This is a genomic window from Rhizobium esperanzae (assembly GCF_002204185.1).
Lineage (GTDB): Bacteria > Pseudomonadota > Alphaproteobacteria > Rhizobiales > Rhizobiaceae > Rhizobium > Rhizobium esperanzae.
The window spans coordinates 1-24,575 of the sequence record NZ_MXPU01000021.1 but is presented as its reverse complement, the minus strand read 5'-3'; the positions used below and the strand labels follow the sequence as shown (position 1 = coordinate 24,575).

Below are 24,575 nucleotides of genomic sequence, written 5' to 3'. Positions count from 1 at the left end.
AAAACCCTTCCAGCCACCGGTGCAATCGTCGCCCTACCGGACAACCGTCCCCCTGACGCAAAAATCCGGCCATTTTCAGGCAGCTTTTACCGGATGAACGCCGCAAAGGCAATTCATCCGGCAAATATCTTCAGGCGCGGATGCCGAGTTCGCGCAAGGCCGCAGCGTCGCGCGCCGAGACGTCGGGATAATCCGGATCGGAACCGACATCGGTGGTGATGCGCCAGGAACGGGCGCATTTGACGCCTTCGGCAAGCCTTGGCACGACGGCGACATCAGGCACCTCGGCCAAGCGGAAGGCGTCGTCCGGGCCGGCGTCCGTCTTGATCGTGATGCCAGAGGTGATGCAGACTTCGCTGAAATCCTGGCCCTCGAGCGCCTTGCGAAGCGCCGCATCGGCGACATGCACCACAGGAGCCGCCTCGAGCGACGAACCGATGCGCTTGTCCTTGCGCTCGATTTCGAGCGCGCCGGTCACGACGCTGCGGATCGCGCGGATCTTCCTCCATTTTTCGGCCAGCGCATCGTTGCGCCATTCCTTTGCGACCGGAGCGAACTGCTCCAGATGCACCGAGACGGCCGAGGGATTGCGCGAGAGCCATGCCTCTTCCGTCGTAAACGGCAGCATCGGCGCAAGCCAGGTCACGACGCAATCGAAGATCATGCGGATGACATAAAGCGCCGAGCGGCGGCGAAGGCTGGAGGGCGCATCGCAATAGAGGGCATCCTTGCGAACGTCGAAGTAGAAGGCCGAGAGCTCGACATTGGCAAAGTCGATCAATGCGCGGGCGATCTTCTTGAAGTCGAAGGCGTCATAGTTTTCGCGCACGAGCTGATCGAGCTCCGAGAGGCGGTGCAGCATCAGCTGCTCCAGCTCCGGCAGATCGGCGAGCGCAATCACCTCGCCCTTGTCGTGGGCAAGCGTTCCGAGCATCCAGCGGATGGTGTTGCGCAGCTTGCGATAGGCGTCGACATTGGTCTGGATGATCGTCTTGCCGACGCGGAGATCATCGGCATAGTCCGAGGTCATGACCCAGAGACGCAGGATATCGGCGCCGGCATCCTTCATCACCTCCTGCGGGGCGGTGACGTTGCCCTTCGACTTCGACATCTTCTCGCCCTTCTCGTCCATGGTGAAACCATGGGTGAGAACGGCGTCGTAGGGCGCTCGGCCGCGGGTGGCGGCCGATTCCAAGAGCGAGGAATGGAACCAGCCGCGATGCTGGTCGGACCCTTCCAGATAGAGATCGGCCGGCCATTTCAGGTCGGGGCGGTCTTCCAGCGTGAAGGTGTGCGTCGAGCCCGAGTCGAACCAGACGTCGAGGATATCCATGACCTGCGTCCACTTGGCCGGATCATGCTCGTTGCCGAGGAAGCGCTCCTTGGCGCCTTCGGCGAACCAGGCGTCGGCACCCTCGACATCGAAGGCAGCGAGGATGCGCTGGTTGACGGCCTCGTCCTTCAGGACCTCGCCCTGCTCATCCACGAAGACGCAGATCGGCACGCCCCATGCTCTTTGACGGGAAAGAACCCAGTCCGGGCGCTGCTCGATCATGGCGCGCAGACGGTTCTGGCCGGCGGCCGGCACGAAGCGGGTGTCGTCGATCGCGCCGAGGGCGCGGCTGCGCAGCGTCGTCCCATCCGGCAGCGTCTTGTCCATATAGACGAACCACTGCGGCGTGTTGCGGAAGATCACCGGCTTCTTCGAACGCCAGGAATGCGGATACTGGTGCTTGAGGCGGCCGCGGGCAAAGAGCGCATTACGCTCGATCAGCGCCTTGATGACGCGGTCATTGGCATTGCCCTTCTTGCCGTTGTCGTCGATGACGCGCGCGCCTTCCAGGCCGGGAGCATCCGATGTGAAGAAGCCGCCGTCGTCGACCGGGAACGGGATCTTGGTCTCGATGCCGCGCGCCTCGATCTGACGGGCATGCGCCATCCAGACGTCAAAGTCTTCGCGGCCGTGGCTCGGTGCAGTGTGCACGAAACCGGTACCGGCATCGTCGGTGACATGGTCGCCCTCGAGCAGCGGCACGACAAATTCGTAACCGCCTTCCAGGCCCTTGAGCGGATGTGCGCAGGCCATGCCGGCGAGATCGGCAGCCGTGACATCGGCTAGGCGCCTGTACTGCAGCTTCGCCTTGGCGAAGGACTCTTCCGCCAGTTTGTCGGCGAAGATCAGCTTCTCGCCCGGACGCGGGCCAAAATCATTCTCGGCAGCCGTGACTTCGTAGAGGCCGTACGCAACACGCGAGGAATAGGCGATCGCGCGATTGCCGGGGATCGTCCATGGCGTGGTCGTCCAGATGACGACGAAGGCATCGTTGACGCCATCGGGGCCTTTCGTGACGGGGAATTTCACCCAGATCGTGTCGCTCTCATAATCATGGTACTCGACTTCGGCCTCGGCCAGCGCGGTGCGCTCGACGACCGACCACATGATCGGCTTGGAGCCGCGGTAGAGTTGGCCGCTTGCGGCGATCTTCAAGAGCTCGCCGGCGATGCGGCTTTCCGCATGGAAGTTCATCGTCAGGTAGGGGTTTTCGAAGTCGCCGACGATGCCGAGGCGCTGGAACTCGTCGCCCTGGACCTTGATCCACTTTTCGGCATAGGCGCGGCACTCGCGGCGGAATTCGATCATTGCAGCCGGCTCGGTCAGGTCAGGCTTGGCCTTGCCCTTGGCGCGATAGTTCTCCTCCTCGATCTTCCATTCGATCGGCAGGCCGTGGCAATCCCAGCCGGGCACGTAGTTGGCGTCGTAGCCGCGCATCTGGAACGAGCGGTTGATGACGTCCTTGAGGATCTTGTTCAGCGCATGGCCGATATGGATGTTGCCATTGGCATAGGGCGGGCCGTCGTGCAGGACGAATTTCTCGCGACCGGCGGCGGAGGCGCGCAGTTTCTTGTAGAGGTCCATCTGCTGCCAGCGGGCAACGAGTTCCGGCTCCTTCTGCGGCAGACCGGCGCGCATCGGGAAATCGGTTTCAGGCAGATAGAGGGTCTTCGAGTAATCGATCTTTTCAGCTGTTTCGGTCATGTGTGACAATCGTTTCTGGCGGCCCAGAAAGGGGCGCAACGGACGTGAAAATAGGTGGCGGCGGAAGCGCCTGCTCGCAAGCGCCGAAAACCCGGACCTCCCGGCCGCTTAGCGCGCGCGGAAGGCCGGGCCGATAATTCGTATCGTGGTCGCCAGCCGAAGTTTCGTCATAACGCCGGTTCATAGGCGTTTTTGCCGGGAAAAGGAAGAGAGGAAATTGCGGCCCTCAAACCGGCACCAGCGCCTGGAATTGCCAGCGCCGCATCCTTCCGGGAAACCAGTTGACTGGAAAATCTCCGCGGCTTGAGATATAAATCTGACTATCTGACCAGATTTGATCGAGAGCCCGAAGCTATGAAAAAAATCTCCAAGCAAAGCTGGAAGCTCGAGGACGCGAAAGCGCGCTTCAGCGAGGTGGTTCGCCGGGCCCGGAGTGAAGGACCACAGCGCGTGACGGTTCGCGGCCGGGACAGCGTCGTCGTTATCAGCGTCGAAGAGCTCGACCATCTGACCAAAACCGAGCCGAAGAAGCCTTTCGTCGCTTTCATGGAAAGCCTTGATCTCAAAGAGCTCGACCTCGAGCGAGAGGCAGATTACGGGCGGGAGGCCGAGCTGTGATCGGCTGGCTGCTCGATACGAACGTCATTGCGGCGCTGATCAATCCGAACGGCGCGCCCTCCGTCAAATCCTGGGCTGCGGCTCAAGACGAGGAGAGGATGTTCATCAGCATCCTCACGCTGGCGGAATACGACAAGGGCATTGAAAACCTGCCTGAGGACGATCAAAACCGCTACCGTTACGCTGCCTCCCGCGATGCATTGGAGGAGAGGTTTTCGCAACGCGTTCTTTCACTAAGCGACACAGCCGTCAGGCATTGGGGCGTCATTTCGGGGCGCGTGAAACTGAGGACCGGACATGCGCCGTCGGTTGTCGACACGATGCTGGCCGCCACGGCAATCGAGTACAATCTCTATCTGGTCACGCGAAACGTCAGGGATACGCGCTTCTCCGGCGCGGCGGTCTTCGATCCATGGACGAACGATCCAGATCAATTTCCGCTCAGCCGGAGATAGATCGAAGCCACTCAGGAAAAGCAAAGTTTTCGGTCGAGTTCGCCGAGCGGCACGACACCCGCCAGCAGCGCCCTCGCCTCTTCCTCGTCGCGCTTGATCTGGGCGACGAGCGGATCGAGGCCGTCGAATTTCAGCTCAGGTCTGATATAGCCGAAGAAGGAGACAGCGCAGAGCTGGCCGTAGAGATCGCCGCTGAAATCGAAGAGATAGGTTTCAAGCAGCGGCGCGCCGTTTTCCGTCACCGTCGGGCGGCGGCCGTAGCTTGCGACCGCATCGTGGAGCGTTCCGTCCTGGCGGCGGAAGCGGACGGCGTAGATGCCGGCGGCAAGTTCGGCCTCGGGCGGCAGGCGCATGTTGGCGGTGGGAAAACCGAGCTGCCGGCCGAGTTTTTCGCCGTCGATCACCTCGGCCTCCGCCGTATAGCGGTAACCGAGCATGCCCGCGGCTTCGCTGACATTGCCGTCCTTCAGCAGCGCCCGGATGTGGCTCGAAGAGACGACGTCGGCGTTCTCGTCGCGGAAGGCATCGATCAGGGTGACGCCGAAACCATAGGTCTGGCCGGCATTCATCAGGAAGGCAGGACCGCCTTCGCGGCCGCGGCCGAAATGGAAATCGAAGCCGGTGACGACTTCGGAGGCGCCGAGCCAATCCTTCAGGATCGAATGGATGAAATCGTCGGCCGAGCGCTGTGAAAATTCGTAGTCGAAGGGATATTCGATGACCGCATTGAAACCAAGCGTTTCCAGGATGCGGGCCTTGAGCGGCGCCGGCGTCAGGCGGAAGACCGGCGCCTGCGGCCGGAACACCGTGCGCGGATGGGGCTCGAAGGTCAGCACCAGGGCAGGAATGCCGCGCGCCTTGGCGATCTCGAGCGCGCGGTTCAGCACCGACTGATGGCCGCGATGGACGCCGTCGAAATTGCCGATGGCAATCACCCCGCCCTTCAGATGGGCGGGCAAGGGTTCCCGGGTTTCATTGCGGTGGAAGACGGTCATCGGCTGGCTTCTCTTCATGCAAGGCGCGGCATCCACCACTTCGGCGCAGCCTTCTCCCGATCGAGATAGGCGTTGAGGATCGCCTCGTCGGTCTCGCCATTCAAGGTGTATTCCTTGGCGTGGATACCGCCGCTGATGTAGAGAAGATCGAGGCCGAAATTCAAGGCCCCGCGCACATCCGTCGGCATGCCGTCGCCGATCGCCAGCACGCGGTCGATGGAAAAATTGCCGCGCAGCTCGCGGGCGGCCGCCAGCGTCGCTTCGTAGATCGGCCGGTGCGGCTTGCCGGCAATGCGGGTCTTGCCGCCGAGTTGCTCGTAATAGGCGGCCATGGCGCCGGCGCAGGGGATGATACGATGGCCGCGCTCGACGACGAGGTCGGGATTGGCGCAGATCATCGGCACCTCGCGCGCCTGGAAATCCAGAAGCATCTCGGTGTAATCCTCGGGCTTCTCAGTCTCGTCGTCGAAAAAGCCGGTGCAGACGAGCGATTGCGCTTCGCCCGCCGGCCGACGCTCGACGCCAATGCCTTCGAGAAGCGCCTTGTCGCGCTCGGGGCCGAGCAGAAAAACCGACTTCGGCCCCTCAGAAATCAGCCCACGGGTGACATCGCCAGAGGTGACGATTCGATCATAGGCGCCGTCGGGAACGCCGATATGGCGCAACTGCTCGACCACCTGCCAGGAAAGGCGCGGCGAATTGGTGATGAGGACGACCGCAAGGCCGCTCTCGCGCGCCGCTTGAAGGGCGGCGGCAGCCTTCGGAAACGGATCGACGCCGTTGTGAACCACGCCCCAGACGTCGCAGAGCACCACGTCGTAGTGAGCCGATATCTGCGAGAAGTTTTCTATCCGCCTGGCCATTCCGATTTCCCGATTTGCTTCAGTCACCGGTGACATTGCAAAGGCGCAAGGCGATGGCAAGGCATTTTCTTCACCTTGGCAGACAAGATCGTCGGCAGTCCCGGCGAGAGCACGACAAGGTCCGGCGACGTTGCCAGACGCAACGGCCCAGACAAGATTTCGGCAGGAATCTCCGATAATTCGCCGCCTCTTCACAATTCCGGCACAAAAATTCGTGATTGCTCTCATTGACTCCTCTCGGAGCCATCCCTAAATGCTCGAGCGCTAGCACTCACCTTAGAGGAGTGCTAACACTTATCCATGTGGACCGCTCCGGTCCGCGAATGTCATTCGATCGAGGGATTAGACAATGGCAAGCACCAATTTCCGTCCGCTTCACGACCGCGTCGTCGTTCGTCGCGTCGAGTCCGAAGAAAAGACCAAGGGCGGCATCATCATTCCCGACACCGCCAAGGAAAAGCCGCAGGAAGGCGAAATCGTCGCCGTCGGCTCCGGCGCTCGCGACGAGTCCGGCAAGGTCGTGGCGCTCGACGTCAAGGCTGGCGACCGTGTCCTGTTCGGCAAGTGGTCCGGCACCGAAGTCAAGATCAACGGCGAAGACCTTCTGATCATGAAGGAAGCCGACATCATGGGCATCATCGGCTGATTGCCGATCCGCTTTCCCAAAATGGCTGACGGGCCTTTGCCCGAACAAATCGAATTCAGGAGTCACAAATATGGCAGCTAAAGAAATCAAGTTTGGCCGCACCGCGCGCGAAAAGATGCTGCGCGGCGTCGACATTCTCGCCGATGCAGTGAAGGTCACGCTCGGCCCGAAGGGCCGTAACGTCATCATCGACAAGTCCTTCGGCGCGCCGCGCATCACCAAGGACGGCGTTTCGGTCGCCAAGGAAATCGAACTCGAAGACAAGTTCGAAAACATGGGCGCCCAGATGGTCCGCGAAGTTGCTTCGAAGACCAACGACATCGCCGGCGACGGCACGACGACTGCAACCGTTCTTGCCCAGGCGATCGTTCGCGAAGGCGCCAAGGCCGTTGCCGCCGGCATGAACCCGATGGACCTGAAGCGCGGCATCGATCTCGCCGTCGCCGAAGTCGTCAAGGATCTCCAGGCCAAGGCCAAGAAGATCAACACCTCGGAAGAAGTCGCTCAGGTCGGCACGATCTCGGCAAACGGCGAGCGCCAGGTTGGCCTCGACATTGCCGAAGCCATGCAGAAGGTCGGCAACGAAGGCGTCATCACGGTTGAAGAAGCCAAGACCGCCGAAACCGAACTCGAAGTCGTCGAAGGCATGCAGTTCGACCGCGGCTACCTCAGCCCCTACTTCGTCACCAACCCGGAAAAGATGGTCGCCGACCTCGAAGACGTCTTCATTCTCCTCCACGAGAAGAAGCTCTCGAACCTGCAGTCGATGCTCCCGGTTCTCGAAGCCGTCGTCCAGACCGGCAAGCCGCTTCTCATCATCGCTGAAGACGTCGAAGGCGAAGCCCTTGCAACGCTCGTTGTCAACAAGCTGCGCGGCGGCCTGAAGATTGCTGCCGTCAAGGCTCCTGGCTTCGGCGACCGCCGCAAGGCCATGCTCGAAGACATCGCCATCCTGACCGGCGGCACCGTGATCTCCGAAGACCTCGGCATCAAGCTCGAGAGCGTCACGCTCGACATGCTCGGCCGTGCCAAGAAGGTTTCGATCTCCAAGGAAAACACCACGATCGTCGACGGTTCGGGCGCTAAGTCCGACATCGAAGGCCGTGTTGCCCAGATCAAGGCGCAGATCGAAGAAACCACCTCCGACTACGACCGCGAGAAGCTGCAGGAACGCCTTGCCAAGCTCGCCGGCGGCGTTGCCGTCATCCGCGTCGGCGGCTCGACTGAAGTCGAAGTGAAGGAAAAGAAGGACCGCATCGACGACGCCCTCAACGCGACGCGCGCTGCCGTTCAGGAAGGCATCGTACCGGGCGGCGGCGTTGCCCTGCTCCGTTCTTCCGTCAAGATCTCGGCCAAGGGCGTCAACGACGACCAGGAAGCCGGCATCAACATCGTTCGCCGCGCTCTGCAGGCTCCGGCCCGCCAGATCGCTGAGAACGCAGGCGACGAAGCCTCGATCGTTGTCGGAAAGATCCTCGACAAGGATCAGGACAACTACGGCTACAACGCTCAGACCGGCGAATATGGCGACATGATCGGCATGGGCATCATCGACCCGGTCAAGGTCGTTCGCACCGCCCTGCAGGATGCCGCTTCCGTTGCATCGCTGCTGATCACCACCGAAGCCATGATCGCCGAGCTGCCGAAGAAGGACGCTCCGGCTATGCCGGGTGGCATGGGCGGCATGGGTGGAATGGACATGATGTGATAGGCCAAAGGCCTTTCGCACATCGTCCATGAAACTGGACAGGAAGGGCGGCCCTCGGGTCGCCCTTTTCTTTTGGCCGCGGCGATTCGATCTGTTGCGCACTATTTTATGCCGTGCAGCGCGTCAGCCGACCTCGAGGCTTTCGTCAAGCTTGCGTCATCGCCTATTTTCGATCCCACGAAACGGGAGGAGGAGGTCGATATCTTGCCGTCGTCTGCTGTGCACCATCGGGTGAAAACGTCTTTAAAGTGCCAAAAACAGCAATTTTTGCTACTTTTCTGACAAAACCGGCCGGGGGGGAATGCGGGAGCCTCTAGAAAATAGCCGCCGCACCGTCTCTGAAAAAGGCGTTGCCGTTTGTTTAAAAGCTCCTATAAATCCGCGGCATGAATTGACGTGCGCCCCGGCGATAATTTTCGCCTCGAACAAGGCCGGAGCGCGAAAAAGCGACGCCAGAACGTTCGGTTTGAAGGTTCCGTTTTGGGAGCCCGATGGCTGTGGCGATGAGCGGCGAATGCCGGCGCGGACATAATGTCCGCTGCTACATGATCCTGTTTCTTGTGTTGACGTGCGTGCGGCGGAGGAGCCGCATCCGAACTGGGGAACGCCTTGTTTAAAATCGCCAAAGCCAATGCAGCCGTGCCCTTGATGACTGGCTCGCTGAACGACAACCATCAAAATCACCAGATGCTGGCGCAGTTGTCGGTTTCCGAAAGCTGGACCGGAGATTTTTCGAGCGGCCTGATCCGTCTCGGCAAATGGAGCGCGATGCTGCACTGCCTCACCGCCGAGGAATGCGGGCTGCTGAACCTGATCCGCTGCTACGATAGCAAGGATCGCTCCCGCGTGCTGGAATTGTTCGAGCAGGCGGCGACGCACTGCTCCTCCTTCTGCTTTTCAACGACGATCATCATGCCGAACGGCTTGCGCCAGCCGCTGTTCTGCATGGGCGAGTCGAACGGGCTCGAGGAGAAATACAGCGGCAGCATGGCCGGCGTCTTCATCTTTCCCCGCTTCAAGCTGGAAGGCGCAAGGCAGATCACACGCCGGCAATAGAGGCGGGCGGGCGAAATAACGGTCTCCGCTGAAAGCGGTCAGACTGCCGAAAGACCCGGCCGATTTCTCTTTCGTCATGCTCGGGCTTGTCCCGACTATCTGCCTCGGGTCGATAGGGCAGCAGATCCTCGGCGCAGGGCCGAGGATGACGTCGGTGGGGCAAGCCGAGGTTTGTCATATCGTTGAGGCCGCTCCCGAGCGGCCTTTGTGCTTTCCGGGAACCGTCGGCTATTCCGGCTTGACCGGAATATTGAGCCCCCTGGCGCTGGCCGGACGGGCGATGCAGCGCTCCAGCCAATCGGAGACGGCGGGGAATTTCGCATATTCGAGAATCTCACGGCCGCCATAGAAGATGTCGGCGCCGCGAACCCAGGTGAAAGTGGTGATATCGGCGATCGTATATTGATCGCCCATGATCCATTGACGACCCTGCAGCCGGCCTTCGAGCACGCCGAGCAGGCGTTTGGATTCATCGCGGTAGCGCTCCACCGGATAGGAATTGTTGGCGACCTTGTCGGCGGCGGCTTTATAGAAATGGCCGAACTGGCCGAACATCGGGCCGATGCCAGCCATCTGGAAAAACACCCATTGAATGCATTCGTAGCGGCCGGCGGCATCCTCAGGGATGAGCTTGCCGGTCTTTTCGGCAAGATAGAGCAGGATGGCGCCGGATTCGAACAGGCCTAGCGGTTTACCACCCGGCCCGTTCGGATCGATGATCGCCGGAATGCGGCCGTTCGGATTGAGAGATTCGAATTCCGGCGACTTCTGCTCGTTGGCGGCAAAGGAAATATAGTGCGGCTCATAGGGGAGCCCGAGCTCTTCGAGGGCGACCGATACCTTCACCCCGTTCGGCGTCTGAAGGGAATAGAGCTGGATGATGTCGGGGTTTTTCGCCGGCCAGCGCGTGGTGATCGGAAATGCGGAAAGATCTGCCATAAGAGACTCCATATTATCAGCCGACCATAGGAGACGAGGCTCCGGAAAAGCAAGCAAGGGTATCGTTCCAGATTATTGAACGAAGCGTCCCCTTCTGTTTATCTTTCCATGACGGAAGAAATAGGCGAGATAGGGGTATCAGAGATCCACAGCGTGCCGGGGGCACCAAGATCTCCAGAGCCCTTCAAACGGAGACAACATCCATGTCGAACGCCATCATCCTGATTGCCCGCATTCTTCTGTCTTTCATGTTCATCCTTTCCGGCTTCACGAAGCTAACCGATCCTGCCGGTACTGCGGGCATGATCGCCGGTGCCGGCCTGCCGGCAGCAACCCTGTTGGCCTATGTCGCAGGCCTTTTCGAACTGCTGGCCGGCCTTGCGGTTCTCACCGGCTTCCAGGTCCGCATTGCCGGCTGGCTGCTCGCCGCCTTCTGCGTCTTTACGGGCGTTGCCTTCCATCTGCCCTACGCAAGTGGCACGGAACTCGTGAATATTCTCAACCAGATCATGGTCATGAAGAACATCACGCTGGCCGGCGCGTACATCTTGCTCGCCACCGTCGGTGCCGGTGCCTATTCGATCGACGCGCGGCGTGGTCTGCAGGCCGTCGCTGCCCGCTAATTCCATCTCCTCCCAAGCATGCAAAACCCGCCGTCATTGAACTGACGGCGGGTTTTCTTACGCGTTGATAGTGGAGATCAGAGGGCCGCGCGTACCGCGTCGACGATCGCCTGCACCACAGGTTGATCTGCATGGCTCTCTTTGCGGGCGCGCACGAGGCAAGCCTCTGAATGCAGGATGACGCCGTCCTGGAGCACCTTCAGATGATTGGCGCGCAGGGTCGAACCGGTGGAGGTGATATCGACGATGATATCGGCCGAACCGGACGCCGGAGCGCCCTCGGTTGCGCCCAGGCTTTCGACGATGCGATAAAGCTGAATGCCGTGCTGGCTCGAAAAGAACTGCTGGGTCAGGCGCCAGTATTTGGTGGCGATGGCAAGGCGCCTGGAGTGGCGGGCGCGGAAATCGGCGGCGACATCGCCGAGATCGGCCATGGTCTCGACATCGAGCCAGATCTCGGGCACCGCGACGACGACATCGGCGTGGCCGAAGCCGAGCCGGGCGCAGAATTCGACACGCTTGTCGACCTCGGCAAAACCCTCCCGCATCAAATCCTCGCCGGTGACGCCGAAATCGACCGTGCCATTGCCGAGTTCGCGTGAGATTTCGGAAGCCGAAAGGAAGGCCACTTCGACGTCATCCCAGCCTTCGACCCGGCCGCGATAGGAGCGGTCGTTGCCGACGGCCGTGATCGTCATGCCGGCCCGCTCGAAGATGGCCGAAGCGTCGTCCTTCATCCGGCCCTTGGAGGGAAGCGCGATGGTTATGGTCATGCGGCTGCCCTTTCGGTTTCGATGCGGTCGAGCCAGAAGGAGAAGCCAACGGCCGGAATGCGGTCTGTCGCGCCAAGGAAGGTCAACAGCCGGTCGAAGCGGCCGCCGCCAGCCAGAACCGCGCTCGAACCTTCCACCGTCACCTCGAAGACGAGACCGGTGTAATAGTCGAGCGGCCGTCCGAAAGCGGCACGATAGTCCAGGCAGGACAGATCGACGCCGGCATCGGCAAGCGCGGCGACGCGACCGTTGAAGCGCGACAGCGCATTACCGAGCTTCAGGCCGGCAGCGTCTGCAAAGCCGGCAAGGGCTGCGGACGCATTGACGAGCGGCACATGCAGCGACAGGAACTCTTCCAGCACATGGAAGGCGGCATCGTCGAGACGCGTCTCGGACAGGATGAGCTTTTCCTTGAGGCGTCGGGCGATTTCCAGCGGCGAGCGGCTGGCATTCGTCGAATAACCGGTCGCCTGCATCTCGTGCTCGATATGGGCGACCAGCGCCGGCTCGTTGCCTGAGGCGACAAGCTTGGCGATATCGTCGTCGAGGCCGGTGACGAATTGCGGGCTGACGAGGCCGGCCAGCAGCGCCTCCAGCTGCGTCATGTTGCCGAAAGCGTGGATCAGCCGCTTCTGCCACCCGAACGGCAGGCCGAGCGCCTGGACGACTGCCTCGAACACCGCCTGATCGCCCAGCGTCACGGCTAAGCGCCGGCCTGGCAGCAGGCGGGCGAGAATGCCTGTGGCGTCACCGATGGCGCGCGCATCGGCGCCCGGTATGTTGATGTCGCCGAGATCCTCGATGCCGGCCTGGTAGAATTCATTGGCGCCGTCGCGCCGCTGGCGGAAGACCTCGCCGAGATAGGCGTAACGCTTTGGCGTGCCGGTTGCCGTCTCGATGTGGCGCAAACAGACGGGGATGGTGAATTCGGGACGCAGGCAAAGGCTGGCGCCGGTCTCGCTCTCGGTCATGAAGATGCGGCGGCGCAGATCCTCACCGGCAATATCGAGGAACGGCTCGGCCGGCTGAATGACAGGCGTATCGATGCGCTCGGCGTTGCGCGCGGCAAATTCGGCCAACAGGTCGGCGGCGAATTCGGGGAGATTGATCAGGGGCATAGGCTGAACTTCCCTCTTCTCCCCAGCGGGGAGAAGATGCCCGACAGGGCAGATGAGGGGGATGAGGAGTGTAAACGACGAATGTCCTGAGCGGCGATCGAAGGACAGCTTCCGCTATGTCGCCTCATCCGACCCTTCGGGCCACCTTCTCCCCGAGGGGGGAAGGGGAGATCCTTCTCAAACGTCGTCATCAGTGTCACCGGCTTGGGTGGGATCATAGGGAACTTCGAGGCCGAGCGCAGCCCTCTTCCGATCCTCCGCCTGCGCGGCAAGGATCTCCCTCACCTTGGCGACGAGAGCGGTTTCCGCCACCGTCTCCTGGGCCACGCGGGCCTCGCGCCAGCTGGCATTGTCCTCGATCTCGCCGGAAAGCCGTTTGCCCTCGATCAGATCCTTGATCTGCACGACACCGTCGGCGCGTTCGTCGCCGCCCTGGATGATGGCGATGGGGCACCCGCGGCGATCGGCATATTTCAGCTGGTTGCCAAACTTCTTCCAGTTGCCCTGGAACATCTCGGCGCGAATGCCGGCGGCGCGCAGTTGCTGCGTCATCTTCTGATAACGGCCCATCGCCTCGACATCACCGTCCATGACGGTCACCAGCACCGGCTCGATCACCGCGCTGGCTCCGAGCTTGCCGAGGTTCTTCAGCGCCGTCATCAGGCGGGAGACGCCGATCGAAAAGCCGGTCGCCGGCACCGGCTGACCCATGAAACGGGAAACCAGGCCGTCATAACGGCCGCCGCCGGCGACGGAACCGAAGACAACCTTCTCGCCCTTCTCGTTGGTGACGTCGAAAAGAAGCTCCGCCTCATAGACCGGGCCGGTATAATATTCGAGGCCGCGCACGACGGAGGGATCGATCTTGATGCGATCGGCGCCATAGCCGGCGCTTGCAACGAGCGCACCGATGAAATTCAGCTCCTCGACGCCTTCGCCGCCCTTCGAGGTTCCCGCGACGAGTTCGGCGAGGCGGTCGGCGCTTTCGGTGTAATCCTTGATGCCTACGAAGAACAGAACCTTGTCGATCTGCTGCTGGTTGAGCCCGGCACCTTTGGTGAAATCGCCGGATTCATCCTTGCGACCGGGACCGAGCAGCAGCGAGACACCTTCCGGGCCGAACTTGTCGAGCTTGTCGATGGCGCGCAGCACCGCTAACCGCTGGCCAGCCTTGTCGTCGCCACCGAGACCAATCGCCTCCAGCACGCCGTCCAGAACTTTGCGGTTGTTGACGCGGATGACGTAGTCGCCGCGCTTGATGCCGAGCGCTTCGAGCGTATCGGCCATCATCATGCACATTTCGGCATCGGCCTGGACGCCGGGCGCCCCGACCGTATCGGCATCGAACTGCATGAACTGACGGAAACGGCCCGGGCCCGGCTTCTCGTTGCGGAAAACGTAACCGGCGCGATAGGAGCGGTAGGGAAGCTGGATCTCGTTGAAGTTCTCGGCGACATGGCGGGCGAGCGGCGCCGTCAGGTCGTAACGCAGCGACATCCACTGCTCGTCATCGTCCTGCAGCGAGAAGACGCCCTCGTTCGGCCGGTCGCTGTCGGGCAGAAACTTGCCGAGCGCATCGGTATATTCGAACAGCGGCGTTTCCACAGGATCGAAGCCATAATGCTCATAGACTTCCCGGATCTTTGCCGTCATCTCGTTGACGGCGCGGATATCGCCGGCCGCCCGGTCGACGAAGCCGCGCGGCAGGCGGGCCTTGAGCTTTTGCGGTTTCTTCTGCTTGTCGTTCATTTCCGGGAATTCCGCTGACTGTGACAGTGGCGGTGTCCTAGCGGATTGGGCGGGGAGCGGCAAGGGCGAAGGGCCTTGATGGCGCTACCAGAATCGATTGAACAATGCGGCCTTGTTCAGAATGCGGATATGCTCATGATCACCGAGGCGCTCCTCTATGCCGCGACATTGCCGCTGACCGGCAAGCCCCACCGGAAGTTCATCCGCTATTCCGTCAATCTCTGGTCGCGGGCCGGGCGTTGTGCTGGGGATTGGGCCGACCACGAGGAGCAGAGCCGCAATGCTATCCGTGCAGCGGCGGCCGGCCTCAGGCAGAAGCGGACCGCCGTCGTGCTCGGCTCCGGCCTGTTGCGGGACGTGCCGTTCGAGGAACTGGCGAAAAGCTTCGACACCGTCGTGCTTGTCGATCTCGTTCATCTCGCCTCGGTGCGGCTCTGGCTTGCGGCCAAGGGCTATCGCAACGTCCGGCTGATCGAGCGCGATCTCTCCGGCTATGACGAACTCGCCGCCGGTCTGGAGCCCGAACCGCTCGGCTTTCTGCGCAACGTGCCCTATCTCGATTTCGTGGTTTCCGCCAATCTCCTGTCCCAGATCGGCCGCGGCGTGAAGCGGCGCCATGAAGCCGAGGCGGCCGGTCGAATGTCTGAAGACACGGTGGAGAGGCTGATCGCTGCGCATCTCAGCGGCCTTTCCGGACTTTCCTGCCGGCACTGCCTCGTGACCGACATCGCCTATGCCGTCATCGATCGCAACGGTAAAACACATGAAGAGGCCGACCTGCTCCACGGCGTCGCCCCGCCGCCGGCGAAAGCGGTCTGGACATGGCCGGTCGCTCCGCTCGGCGAGGAGAGCAGGGATTACCGGATCGAACACAAGGTCATTGCCGGCTGGTGATCGGGATGTGACCACCGGCGGTACTTGGCTTGCAGCCGGCATTCACCTATATCAGACGCCATGCGCATGCTCGCCCTCATCACGATGTTTCTCGGCTGGCTGGTCTACAGCGCCATGTCGGCATGGGCGGGCTGTCCGACATGCGCGTCGATGAATGCGCCGGTTGCCGTCGACAGCGGCAGCATGCACCACGAAATGGCTGGCATGCATAAGCCGAAAGAAGCGGGCCAGGCCGATCCCTTGAAAGATCCCTGCGCCAGCGGAAACTCCGCACATATGCCGCTTTGCGCCGCCTGTCTTCTGCTGCCGCCGCCAGTGATGGCCGTGGCCGGCGGAAAAGCCGATTTCGGCTATCCCGCGCCGCCGCTTGCCCGCGCCCTCGATGACGACAGGCCTGCTCCGCAGGCACCCCCTCCCCGACTGGTCTGATCCCGGATTTTCCATGCAGAATGGGCGGCTTCGGCTGCCCGGAAACTCTATTGTCAGACAGAGGAAGGAACTCTCATGTCTTTGAAAATCATCACGCTTACCGCAATGCTTGCCGCTTTTTCCGCCCCCGCTTTTGCAGAAGACAAGCCCATGGATATGAGCAAGCCAATGGGCAGCCACGACGCGGCCAGCTACGCCTTCAGCGAGGCGAACGACAAAATGCACAAGAATATGATGATCGAGTATAGCGGCGATGCCGACGTCGATTTCGTCCGCGGCATGATCCCGCACCATCAGGGCGCGATCGACATGGCCAAGGTCGAGCTCCAATACGGCAAGGATCCTAAAGTCCGCAAGCTCGCCGAAACGGTCATCAAGGCGCAGGAAGCCGAGATCGCGGAGATGAACGCCTGGCTCAAGGCCCACGGCAAGTAATCGATCATTGCTGGAGGGGAGCGCTGGATTCCCCGGCGTTCCCAGAGGCTGCCAACAACCACTGCAACACCCACGATGTCATCCTCGGCCTTGTGCCGAGGATCTGCTGCGATCGAATTAAGCGATTGGAAAATATATGTTTTCTCGTCATAATTGCTGTGCTCAGATGCTCGGCAAAACGCCGAGCATGACGGAGGAGAAGTAGTCAACAAACTAGGGAACGTCTGATTTAAGGCGTTCCCTACTGGTTCGAGCCACCTCAGTCCTTCGCCTCGAAATCCGCCGGCCGGCGGCCCGCGCCCTGCCGCGACAGCATCCAGCCAGGATACTCCGGAGCAAGGGCACTCACCTCGTCGAGCTTTTTCAAATCGTCTTCATCGAGCTTCAGCTTGACGGCAGCGAGGTTCTGGTCGAGCTGGTCGACGCGCTTGGCGCCGATGATCACCGTCGTGACGAAAGGCTTGGCGAGAATATAGGCGAGCGCCACGGTCGCGACGCTGACGCCGTGCTTTTCGGCGATCTCGCGCATGACGGCGACGCAGGCCCAGGCCCGGTCCCTGTCGACGGGCGGGAAGTCGAAACTAGCGCGGCGGCCCTCGCCGTTGCCGGGGGCGCCCGGACCATACTTGCCGGAGAGCAGGCCGCCGGCGAGCGGCGACCAGACCATCAGGCCGAGCTTTTCCTCCTGCATCATCGGCACGATGTCCCGTTCGAGATCGCGGCCAGCGATGGAATAATAGGCCTGCACGGTTTCGAAGCGGGCAAAGCCGCGGCGTTCGGAGAGACCGAGCGCCTTGGAAATACGCCAGGCCTGCCAGTTGGAAACGCCGATATAACGCACGAGGCCGCGCGAAACGAGATCGTCGAAGGCGCGCAGCGTCTCCTCGATCGGCGTCACCTTATCGGTCGCGTGGATCTGGTAGAGATCGATATGATCTGTCTGCAGGCGCTTGAGGCTCGCCTCGACGGAATCCATGATATGGCCGCGCGAAGCGCCGCGGTCGTTCGGCTTGTCGCTCATGACGCCATAGACCTTGGTGGCGATGACGACGTCCTTGCGGGGGATGTCGAGGTTCTTCAGCGCCTGACCGAGCAGCCTTTCGGACTCGCCGGATGAATAGACGTCGGCCGTATCGATGAAATTGACGCCTGCTGCAAGCGAGCGCTCGACGATCCGATCGGCGGCATTCTGGTCGACATCGGCGATGGCGCCCCACATGCTGCCTTCTTTGGCTTCGCCGAAGGTCATCGTGCCCAGGCAGATTTCCGAGACGAAAAGTCCCGTATTTCCGAGTTGATTGTAACGCATGGTCGAAAAAATCCTTTGTGTCTGCCGCAAGAGGGACTTGCGAACGGAAGAACTTCATCTTTTGATTATTGGCCTGCGCGCGACAGGCACAGCCGTGGCTGGCTGCTGGGTGAGGCCCATTCGATGTAGTGCGACGGCGACGCTTTTCAATGCAAAGCCTTGTCGCATCGGAGGCGGACGCCCTTGTCTCGACATAGCCCTTGTCTCGACACAGCCGGCCGATAGATTGACGGCCATAGTTCAAGAGGTGCGCATGTGACGACGCGAGCACTGACGACGATCGGCTTCGATGCCGACGACACGCTTTGGCAGAACGAACAACATTACCGACTGACCGAAGCCCATTTTACCGAGCTTCTTGCCGATTTCGCCGAAGGCCCGAAAATTTCCGAGCGGCTGCTGGAAGCGGAGAAACGCAATCTTCGCCATTACGGCTTCGGCATCAAGGGCTTCACGCTGTCGATGATCGAGACGGCGATCGAGATCACCGAGGGCAAGGTGCCGGCCAGCGTCATCGCCAAGATCCTCGATACCGGCCGCGACCTCCTCAGCCATCCGGTCGAGATCATGCCGCATGCGCGCGAGACACTGGAGGCGCTTGCCGGCAAATATCTGCTTGTCGTAATCACCAAGGGCGACCTCTTCGACCAGGAGCGCAAGCTTGCCCAATCAGGGCTCGGCGACTTCTTCGATGCGGTCGAGATCGTCTCCGACAAGACCGCCGTCACCTATCGCCGCATCTTCGCCAAGGTCGGGGACGGGCCGGAGCGGGCGATGATGGTCGGCAACTCGCTGAAATCGGATATCGTGCCGGCGATCGCCGCTGGCAGTTACGGCGTCTTCGTGCCGCACGAACTCACCTGGGCGCTGGAACATGTGGACGAACCGACGGAGGCGCCGCGTTTTCGCAAGATCGGCCATCTCGGCGAATTGCGCGAGCTGATCGAACGGCTGGCATAGCGGGGGCGTGCGTCATTTCGCCTTGGGAGGCGCCTTCGGAAACAGTGAGGGCGATTCCGGCTCAGCCGGCGGCTGCTGAGGGGCGGCGGCCAACGGCTCGATCAAAATGCTGAAGGGAGCGCCGAGGCCGCGGCGCGGCGATACCTTGGAGTAGTAGGGACGCAGCAGCCAGGTGGTGTTTTCCTTCACCGTCGTCTGGAAGCTCAAGCCGTCCTCATCGGTGCCGAAGAAAGCTTCGTCGTCGGGTTTCGACAGGTCGAAGATCGCCAGGAAGGCGAACTTGCTCTTGGTGGAAAAATCGATCTTCACGTGCTGACCGGCGCGCACCGGCAGCGTGTAGACGTGGCCGCTGCCGAATTTCGTCCATCCCTTGAGCTGCATGGTGACGGCCGGAAACTGCAGCTTCTCCAGCTTCTCGCCGGGATCGAGCTGCGGCGTCTGCGCCATGGCAAAGGCCGGCAAGAAAAACAGGGCAAGGGCAGCGAACACTATTCTCACGGACAGATCTTTCATGGTCGAACCAGGACGGCGCGCATCGCCTCCACCTCGGGCCGGCAGAAACAGCCCTCGAGATGATCGTTGACGAGGCCCATCGCCTGCATGAAGGCATAAACTGTGGTCGGGCCGACAAAGGTCCAGCCGCGTTTCTTCAGATCCTTCGAAATGGTGACCGATGTCGGCGTCGTCGGATTGGCGACGATGTGCTCACGGTCGACCACAACAGGCCGCTCATTGTGGCCGGGTTCGTAGCGCCAGAAATAACGGGCGAGCGAGCCGAATTCGTCGCGGAGCTCGATGGCGCGCCGGGCATTGTTGATCGTCGAAACGATTTTGCCGCGATGACGGATAATGCCGGCATCGGCCAGGCAGCGGGCCACATCCTTCTCACCGAAGAGGGCAACCTTCTCGAAATCGAAGCCGGCGAAGGCGGCGCGGAAATTCTCCCGCTTGCGCAGGATGGTCAGCCAGGAAAGCCCGGATTGGAAACCTTCGAGGCAGATCTTCTCGAAGAGGCGGATATCGTCGGTGACAGGGCGGCCCCACTCCTCGTCGTGATACTTGAGATAGTCCGGCAGGTTGGCGTGCCAGTGGCAGCGGCCCCTGCCGTCCTCGCCGATGATGATGCCAGTCGTGCTCATGTCCGCTTCGTTCTCCGGTCATGATTCCGGCTTTACCATTTGCAAACCGTCTTTCCAAACCGATCGGTAACCCTGACGAAAAGTTTATTCGGCCGGCCGGTCTTTCATGGATCGATCTTTACCATTCGCTGGCGGATGGAGTGGCAGCGTCTTTGCCGGGCGGAACATCTCCGCCCAGGCGGACCCGTCCCGCCAGTCCATTTTCGGTCATTTGTAGAGAGTTCGTCCGATGATGAAACACCTTGTTCTTGCCGCAGCCTTCTGCGGCATCTTCTCCACGGCCGCCATTGCAGACGACCGCTACGCCACCCGCCCGCCTGTTATCCTCAGCCCCGATCTGACCGCACCGTGGATCAACCAGCTCGGCGGCAAGGTCCGGCCGGTCGTCTATCAGCGCCCGGTCGTCCAGCCGCAGCAGCGCGGCCTCTTCCAGCGCCGCGTCATCCGCCAGGCGCCACAGCCCGTCCCCCAGACGGTTTCGGCAATCAATCCCGGCATACCGGCGATCCGCCATCCGATCGAGCCGCAGTATCTGCCGCAGATGGTCGATTACGACACGACGGAAAAACCAGGCACCATCGTCATCGATACCAATAACCGCTTTCTCTACCTGGTCATGGACGGCGGCAAGGCGCGGCGTTACGGGGTCGGCGTCGGCAAGCCCGGCTTCGAATGGGCCGGCGCCCACAAGATCACCCGCAAGACGGAATGGCCGGACTGGACGCCGCCTTCCGAGATGATCAGCCGCGAGGCCGCCAAAGGCCACTATCTGCCGGCGCGCATGGACGGCGGCCCGGAAAACCCGCTCGGCGCGCGGGCAATGTATCTCGGCTCGACGCTCTACCGCATCCATGGCACCAATGCGCCCTGGTCGATCGGCAGCGCCGTTTCTTCCGGCTGCATCCGCCTGCGCAACGAGGACGTCGTCGATCTCTACGACCGTGTCAACGTCGGAACCCGCGTCATCGTCATGTAAAGACACAGGCGATATCTTGGAAGCCGCAAGAACAGGCGGTTTCCTTCAGCGAAATTGCTCTATCCGGCCGGGTCGATCTTGAATCGAGCAGGAGTTCATGTAGCTTCGGGCGAATTTGCTTGAGGGGAATCGATCATGATCAAACTAATGCCGGGTCTGGCTGCCGCCGGACTTGTTTTGTCCTTGATGTCTACATCCGCCTTTGCAGCGCCGGCCGGCTCTACGCCCGACAATACACGGGCTCCGGCGCAGATCGTGCGCGTCGCGCAGATGCCGAAATATGTGAAGCCGCAGTTCAAGCGCAAGAAAGTGCGCCTGGTGACGACGGAAGTGGCCGGCACCGTCATCATCGATACCAACAACAAGTATCTCTACCTTGTCGAAGGCAACAACCGCGCCACCCGCTACGGCATCGGCGTCGGCCGCGACGGCTTCGGCTGGTCGGGTATCGTCAAGATCGGGCGCAAGGCCGAATGGCCGGCCTGGACGCCGCCGGCCGAAATGCGCCGCCGCGAAGCCGCCAAGGGCCACATCATCCCCGCCTACCAGGAAGGCGGCGAGGACAATCCGCTCGGTGCGCGCGCCATGTATCTCTATCAGGGCGGCCGCGACACCATCTTCCGCATCCATGGCACCAACCAGCCCTGGACGATCGGCCTCAACATGTCTTCCGGCTGCATCCGCATGATGAACGAGGACGTGATGCATCTTTATGATCGTGCCCCCGTCGGCACCAAGGTGATCGTCATCGGTCCCGGCAACAAGCAAGGCAAGGTGGCGTTCGAGGACCGGGGCATCGACGTGTTGCGCACGATGTTCGGCGGCTGAGCAACACTTGCGAAAAAACGAAAGGCGCATTCTGACGCGCCTTTTCTTTTCCTTAGACTTTACGGCGGAAAGCTGGCACTGGTGCCTAAGAGTCGACATATTTGCAATATCGGGGCTATTCAATGACATATGCGCTGCGTTCCTCCGCCTCCCTGCTTGCGGGCATCGCGCTTTTCACCATCTGTTCAGCAGCCTCCGCCTCGGCGGAAGACCTGGAATTCTCCATTTACGGCGGCTATCAGACCGCGCCGCACAGTGGCGTTGACGTCTCGGATGGCACGCATTTTACGGCCGGCTGGGAAGGCAAATCCTTCGGCGCCCCGCCCTATTATGGCGGCCGCGTCACCTGGTGGCTCGAGAATTTCAACAAGCCGAACTGGGGTATCTCGCTCGATTATACCCATGACAAGGTCTATGCCGACGACGACACGCTCGCCAAGGCCGGCTGGTCGCATTTCGAATTCACCGACGGCCTGAACCTGCTCACCGTGAACGGTCTCTATCGCTTCCAGGATCCGACCCGCCGCTGGACGCCCTATCTCGGCGCCGGCATCGGCGTGAACATTCCGCATGTCGAAGTGATTCGCCCCGAGGGCAAGACCTGGGCTTACGAATTCGGCGGCGTGACGCTGCAGGCCCAAGCCGGCGTCGACTTCAAGGTGACCGACCGCTGGTCGACCTTCGTCGAATACAAAGGCACCTATTCGCGCGTCGACGTTCCGATCGACAGCGGCGACCGGCTGAAGACCAATATCTTCACCAACGCCGTCAATGTCGGCGTCTCGTTCCACTGGTAATGATTGAAATTCAGCTGCGGCGTTAGAGCGGTCCCGCTTTCATGAAAGCAGGACCGCTCTAACTTTTTGTCTGGGCGCAATTTTGGACGGAAAACCGCTCACAATTTTCCTGAAGTTGCTCTATTTCGTGCCGCAGCTGACCTTGCCCTCGGCGGCGTAAGGATTGCTGCCGCCCTCGATTGTCAGGGAATAGGTGCCGCTGAAATTCGCCGCCGGCTTGCCGCGGGCGCCGGCAACCACCACCAGATCCAGTGTTGCGCCGCCGGTATCGTCACCGCCGCCGTCGAAGACTTCCAGGAGCAGTTCGCCATCGCGCGACCAGTGATTGCTCAGATGCTGCGATTCGAACAGACGTTTTGCAAAAGCCGCTTGCGCGGGATCCTTGACAATAAGCGCGCCGCGGAAATGGTTGAGCCTATGGCCGCCTTCGTTTGCAAAACCGCTTTCGAGGGTGAACCGCGCCTGCGCGTCATCGGCGGAACAGAATAGGCGGCTGTCGGCATGGGCCGCGCCTGCCGCACCGAGGAGTCCCGCAAATACAATCATTCCCCGCCACATCGCCCAACCTCCCGGGAGCAGCCCGAATGGGCCTGCATTCCCTTCAGCCTAACGGCAAACCCGTTAATTTTTCCGGCATAGCGCCGCCATAGGCCCAATCGAGAAGCTCGACCGTATGCAGGATCGGGATCTCGGTGCCGGTGGCGATCTGGGTGATGCAGCCGATATTGCCGGTGGCGATGATATCGGCCTTGGTGGCTTGGATGTTTTTGACCTTGCGCGCCTTCAGCTCCGCCGAAATCTCCGGCTGCATGATGTTGTAGGTGCCGGCCGAGCCGCAGCAGAGATGGCCTTCGGCCGGATCGCGCACAGTGAAGCCCGCCGCTTTCAGCAAGGATTTCGGCGCAAGGGTGATGCGCTGGCCGTGCTGCATCGAACAAGCCGAATGATAGGCGACCGTGATGCCCCTCGGCATATGGGCCGGCAGGTCGAGGGTCGCCAGATATTCGGCGATGTCCTTTGCCAGCGCCGAGACCCTCGCCGCCTTTGCGGCATAGGCGGGGTCGAGGCGCAGCATGTGACCGTAGTCCTTGATCGTCGTGCCGCAGCCCGATGCGGTGATGATGATCGCATCGAGGCCATGGCTCTCGATCTCGCGCGTCCAGATATCGACATTGGTGCGGGCGCTTGCGAGCGCCTGTTCGGCCCGGCCCATATGATGGACCAGCGATCCGCAGCAGACCTCACCTTCCGGCGCCACAACCTCGATGCCGAGCCGCGTCAGCAGTCGGATCGCTGCGGCGTTGATGCCGGGATCGAGCACCGGCTGGGCGCAGCCGGTGAGAATCGCCACCCGGCCGCGCCACGCCGTCTCGGGCCGATGGGTGCCGGGTTTTGAAAAGTCTGAAGGCGCGGGAATGCGGCGTGGCGCAAGCGCCAGCATAGCGGCAAAGGGTTTGACTGCCGCTCCCCGCATCAGGCCGGCAAAGGGGCGGCCGAGACGGGCGAGATGGAGCGCCAGGCGGAAACGGCCGGGATAGGGCAGTACGGCCGCGAGAATGGCGCGCGTCAGCCGGTTCATGAACGGCCGCCTGTAAGTCTTTTCGATATGGGCGCGGGCGTGATCGACCAGATGCATATAGTCGACGCCCGAGGGACAGGTGGTGACGCATGCAAGGCAGGAGAGACAGCGGTCGATATGGGTGACGACCTCGGCATCGGCGGGCCGGCCGTTTTCCAGCATGTCCTTGATCAGATAGATGCGGCCGCGCGGACTGTCGAGCTCGTTGCCGAGCGTCACATAGGTGGGACAGGTGGCGGTGCAGAAGCCGCAGTGGACGCATTTGCGCAGGATTTTTTCCTATTCGGCGACATCAGGATCGGCGAGCTGGGCTGGGGTGAAGTTGGTTTGCATTTACGCGGCCTCCCGTGCCCCCTTCGCCCCAGCGGGGAGCAACCATGTTTCATTTTTGCTGGTATTGTGGCGTCCATTCGGTCTTTCGAGAGAGGATTGTGTTGGCGAGAACGATGAGTTTGCGTGCGACGGCTATGACGGCGCACAGGTGATCCTTTCCGTTCTGACGCAAGCGGGCGTAGAAAGAGGCGAGATCCGGATTGTGCCGGGTTGCCGTAAACGCGCACATGAACAGGCTCTTTCGCAGGCGTTCGCGACCACCCTGGATGCGGCGTCTGCCATGATATTTTCCGCTATCATCGTCATAGGGTGCGAC

Annotated in this window: 26 protein-coding genes; 13 read left to right on the top strand and 13 right to left on the bottom strand. The window is 61.4% G+C overall.

Annotated features, from left to right (window positions below):
• Positions 1 to 130: 130 nt before the first annotated feature.
• On the bottom strand, positions 131 to 3,037 hold the full coding sequence (ileS, locus tag B5E41_RS25485; protein ID WP_088396572.1) for an isoleucine--tRNA ligase: 2,907 nt from the start codon (positions 3,035 to 3,037) through the stop codon (positions 131 to 133).
• Between the two features lie 354 nt (positions 3,038 to 3,391).
• Between ileS and B5E41_RS25475 the strand changes: the two genes are divergently transcribed.
• Positions 3,392 to 3,655 carry a type II toxin-antitoxin system Phd/YefM family antitoxin gene (locus B5E41_RS25475; RefSeq protein WP_088396571.1) on the top strand — a complete coding sequence of 88 codons (264 nt, stop codon included), beginning with the start codon at positions 3,392 to 3,394 and terminating at the stop codon, positions 3,653 to 3,655.
• On the top strand, positions 3,652 to 4,110 hold the full coding sequence (locus B5E41_RS25470; RefSeq protein WP_088396570.1) for a type II toxin-antitoxin system VapC family toxin: 459 nt from the start codon (positions 3,652 to 3,654) through the stop codon (positions 4,108 to 4,110). Before B5E41_RS25475 ends, B5E41_RS25470 begins: the two co-directional genes overlap by 4 nt.
• An 11-nt stretch (positions 4,111 to 4,121) precedes the next feature.
• Here B5E41_RS25470 and B5E41_RS25465 read toward each other — a convergent pair whose 3' ends face one another.
• Complete coding sequence (locus B5E41_RS25465) at positions 4,122 to 5,105, bottom strand: bifunctional riboflavin kinase/FAD synthetase (protein WP_088396638.1); 984 nt, start codon at positions 5,103 to 5,105, stop codon at positions 4,122 to 4,124.
• Between the two features lie 14 nt (positions 5,106 to 5,119).
• A complete protein-coding gene (locus tag B5E41_RS25460; protein ID WP_088396569.1) occupies positions 5,120 to 5,968 on the bottom strand; it encodes a TIGR01459 family HAD-type hydrolase in 849 nt (282 codons plus the stop codon).
• A 349-nt stretch (positions 5,969 to 6,317) separates the two neighbouring features.
• Here B5E41_RS25460 and groES point away from each other — a divergent pair, with 349 nt between their 5' ends.
• From groES to B5E41_RS25445, 3 genes are all read left to right on the top strand, one after another.
• Positions 6,318 to 6,614 (top strand): co-chaperone GroES, encoded by a 297-nt coding sequence (gene groES / locus B5E41_RS25455; protein WP_004675403.1) that lies wholly within the window; start codon positions 6,318 to 6,320, stop codon positions 6,612 to 6,614.
• Positions 6,615 to 6,684: 70 nt separating this feature from the next.
• Complete coding sequence (gene groL / locus B5E41_RS25450) at positions 6,685 to 8,322, top strand: chaperonin GroEL (protein ID WP_088396568.1); 1,638 nt, start codon at positions 6,685 to 6,687, stop codon at positions 8,320 to 8,322.
• Between the two features lie 609 nt (positions 8,323 to 8,931).
• Positions 8,932 to 9,378, top strand: a complete 447-nt coding sequence (locus B5E41_RS25445) for a hypothetical protein (RefSeq protein ID WP_088396567.1) — start codon at positions 8,932 to 8,934, stop codon at positions 9,376 to 9,378.
• A 228-nt stretch (positions 9,379 to 9,606) separates the two neighbouring features.
• Here the strand turns inward: B5E41_RS25445 and B5E41_RS25440 are convergent, their stop codons facing one another.
• Positions 9,607 to 10,317, bottom strand: coding sequence for a glutathione S-transferase family protein (locus tag B5E41_RS25440; protein ID WP_088396566.1), 711 nt, complete (start codon positions 10,315 to 10,317; stop codon positions 9,607 to 9,609).
• Between the two features lie 203 nt (positions 10,318 to 10,520).
• On the opposite strand from B5E41_RS25440, the gene B5E41_RS25435 reads away from it, so the two are divergent.
• Positions 10,521 to 10,940, top strand: coding sequence for a DoxX family protein (locus B5E41_RS25435; RefSeq protein WP_088396565.1), 420 nt, complete (start codon positions 10,521 to 10,523; stop codon positions 10,938 to 10,940).
• A gap of 77 nt (positions 10,941 to 11,017) precedes the next feature.
• On the opposite strand, the gene hisG is transcribed toward B5E41_RS25435, so the two are convergent.
• The 3 genes from hisG to hisS all read right to left on the bottom strand — a co-directional run bounded on the left by hisG (position 11,018) and on the right by hisS (position 14,580).
• On the bottom strand, positions 11,018 to 11,713 hold the full coding sequence (hisG, locus tag B5E41_RS25430; protein ID WP_088396564.1) for an ATP phosphoribosyltransferase: 696 nt from the start codon (positions 11,711 to 11,713) through the stop codon (positions 11,018 to 11,020).
• Positions 11,710 to 12,831: an ATP phosphoribosyltransferase regulatory subunit gene (locus B5E41_RS25425; RefSeq protein WP_088396563.1), complete on the bottom strand. Its 1,122-nt coding sequence runs from the start codon at positions 12,829 to 12,831 to the stop codon at positions 11,710 to 11,712. Before B5E41_RS25425 ends, hisG begins: the two co-directional genes overlap by 4 nt.
• Positions 12,832 to 13,008: 177 nt before the next feature.
• The gene (gene hisS / locus B5E41_RS25420; protein WP_088396562.1) at positions 13,009 to 14,580 is read right to left on the bottom strand and encodes a histidine--tRNA ligase; all 1,572 of its coding nucleotides are present in this window, start codon (positions 14,578 to 14,580) and stop codon (positions 13,009 to 13,011) included.
• A gap of 129 nt (positions 14,581 to 14,709) precedes the next feature.
• On the opposite strand from hisS, the gene B5E41_RS25415 reads away from it, so the two are divergent.
• From B5E41_RS25415 to copM, 3 genes are all read left to right on the top strand, one after another.
• Positions 14,710 to 15,474, top strand: coding sequence for a hypothetical protein (locus tag B5E41_RS25415; RefSeq protein WP_088396637.1), 765 nt, complete (start codon positions 14,710 to 14,712; stop codon positions 15,472 to 15,474).
• 60 nt (positions 15,475 to 15,534) lie between these two features.
• Positions 15,535 to 15,903, top strand: coding sequence for a hypothetical protein (locus tag B5E41_RS25410; RefSeq protein ID WP_088396561.1), 369 nt, complete (start codon positions 15,535 to 15,537; stop codon positions 15,901 to 15,903).
• 75 nt (positions 15,904 to 15,978) lie between these two features.
• The gene (copM, locus tag B5E41_RS25405) at positions 15,979 to 16,338 is read left to right on the top strand and encodes a CopM family metallochaperone (RefSeq protein ID WP_088396560.1); all 360 of its coding nucleotides are present in this window, start codon (positions 15,979 to 15,981) and stop codon (positions 16,336 to 16,338) included.
• A 259-nt stretch (positions 16,339 to 16,597) separates the two neighbouring features.
• Here copM and B5E41_RS25400 read toward each other — a convergent pair whose 3' ends face one another.
• The gene (locus B5E41_RS25400) at positions 16,598 to 17,647 is read right to left on the bottom strand and encodes an aldo/keto reductase (RefSeq protein ID WP_088396559.1); all 1,050 of its coding nucleotides are present in this window, start codon (positions 17,645 to 17,647) and stop codon (positions 16,598 to 16,600) included.
• Positions 17,648 to 17,902: 255 nt separating this feature from the next.
• Between B5E41_RS25400 and B5E41_RS25395 the strand changes: the two genes are divergently transcribed.
• Positions 17,903 to 18,607, top strand: coding sequence for an HAD family hydrolase (locus B5E41_RS25395; protein ID WP_088396558.1), 705 nt, complete (start codon positions 17,903 to 17,905; stop codon positions 18,605 to 18,607).
• 12 nt (positions 18,608 to 18,619) lie between these two features.
• On the opposite strand, the gene B5E41_RS25390 is transcribed toward B5E41_RS25395, so the two are convergent.
• Together B5E41_RS25390 and B5E41_RS25385 are read right to left on the bottom strand one after the other, a co-directional pair.
• Entirely contained in the window at positions 18,620 to 19,120 is a 501-nt protein-coding gene (locus B5E41_RS25390; RefSeq protein ID WP_088396557.1) for a hypothetical protein, read from the bottom strand.
• On the bottom strand, positions 19,117 to 19,746 hold the full coding sequence (locus B5E41_RS25385) for a DNA-3-methyladenine glycosylase I (protein WP_085858180.1): 630 nt from the start codon (positions 19,744 to 19,746) through the stop codon (positions 19,117 to 19,119). Before B5E41_RS25385 ends, B5E41_RS25390 begins: the two co-directional genes overlap by 4 nt.
• A 229-nt stretch (positions 19,747 to 19,975) precedes the next feature.
• Between B5E41_RS25385 and B5E41_RS25380 the strand changes: the two genes are divergently transcribed.
• The 3 genes from B5E41_RS25380 (at position 19,976) to B5E41_RS25370 (ending at position 22,347) form a co-directional block, all read left to right on the top strand.
• Positions 19,976 to 20,722, top strand: coding sequence for a L,D-transpeptidase (locus tag B5E41_RS25380; protein ID WP_085858178.1), 747 nt, complete (start codon positions 19,976 to 19,978; stop codon positions 20,720 to 20,722).
• A 135-nt stretch (positions 20,723 to 20,857) separates the two neighbouring features.
• A complete protein-coding gene (locus B5E41_RS25375; protein ID WP_088396556.1) occupies positions 20,858 to 21,550 on the top strand; it encodes a L,D-transpeptidase in 693 nt (230 codons plus the stop codon).
• 122 nt (positions 21,551 to 21,672) lie between these two features.
• Positions 21,673 to 22,347 carry an outer membrane protein gene (locus tag B5E41_RS25370; RefSeq protein WP_064805913.1) on the top strand — a complete coding sequence of 225 codons (675 nt, stop codon included), beginning with the start codon at positions 21,673 to 21,675 and terminating at the stop codon, positions 22,345 to 22,347.
• A 120-nt stretch (positions 22,348 to 22,467) separates the two neighbouring features.
• On the opposite strand, the gene B5E41_RS25365 is transcribed toward B5E41_RS25370, so the two are convergent.
• The 3 genes from B5E41_RS25365 to B5E41_RS25355 form a co-directional block, all read right to left on the bottom strand.
• The gene (locus tag B5E41_RS25365; protein WP_088396555.1) at positions 22,468 to 22,905 is read right to left on the bottom strand and encodes a hypothetical protein; all 438 of its coding nucleotides are present in this window, start codon (positions 22,903 to 22,905) and stop codon (positions 22,468 to 22,470) included.
• A gap of 43 nt (positions 22,906 to 22,948) precedes the next feature.
• Positions 22,949 to 24,199 (bottom strand): glycolate oxidase subunit GlcF, encoded by a 1,251-nt coding sequence (gene glcF / locus B5E41_RS25360; protein WP_245303151.1) that lies wholly within the window; start codon positions 24,197 to 24,199, stop codon positions 22,949 to 22,951.
• A 109-nt stretch (positions 24,200 to 24,308) separates the two neighbouring features.
• Entirely contained in the window at positions 24,309 to 24,527 is a 219-nt protein-coding gene (locus B5E41_RS25355) for a hypothetical protein (RefSeq protein ID WP_245303150.1), read from the bottom strand.
• Positions 24,528 to 24,575: the final 48 nt, after the last annotated feature.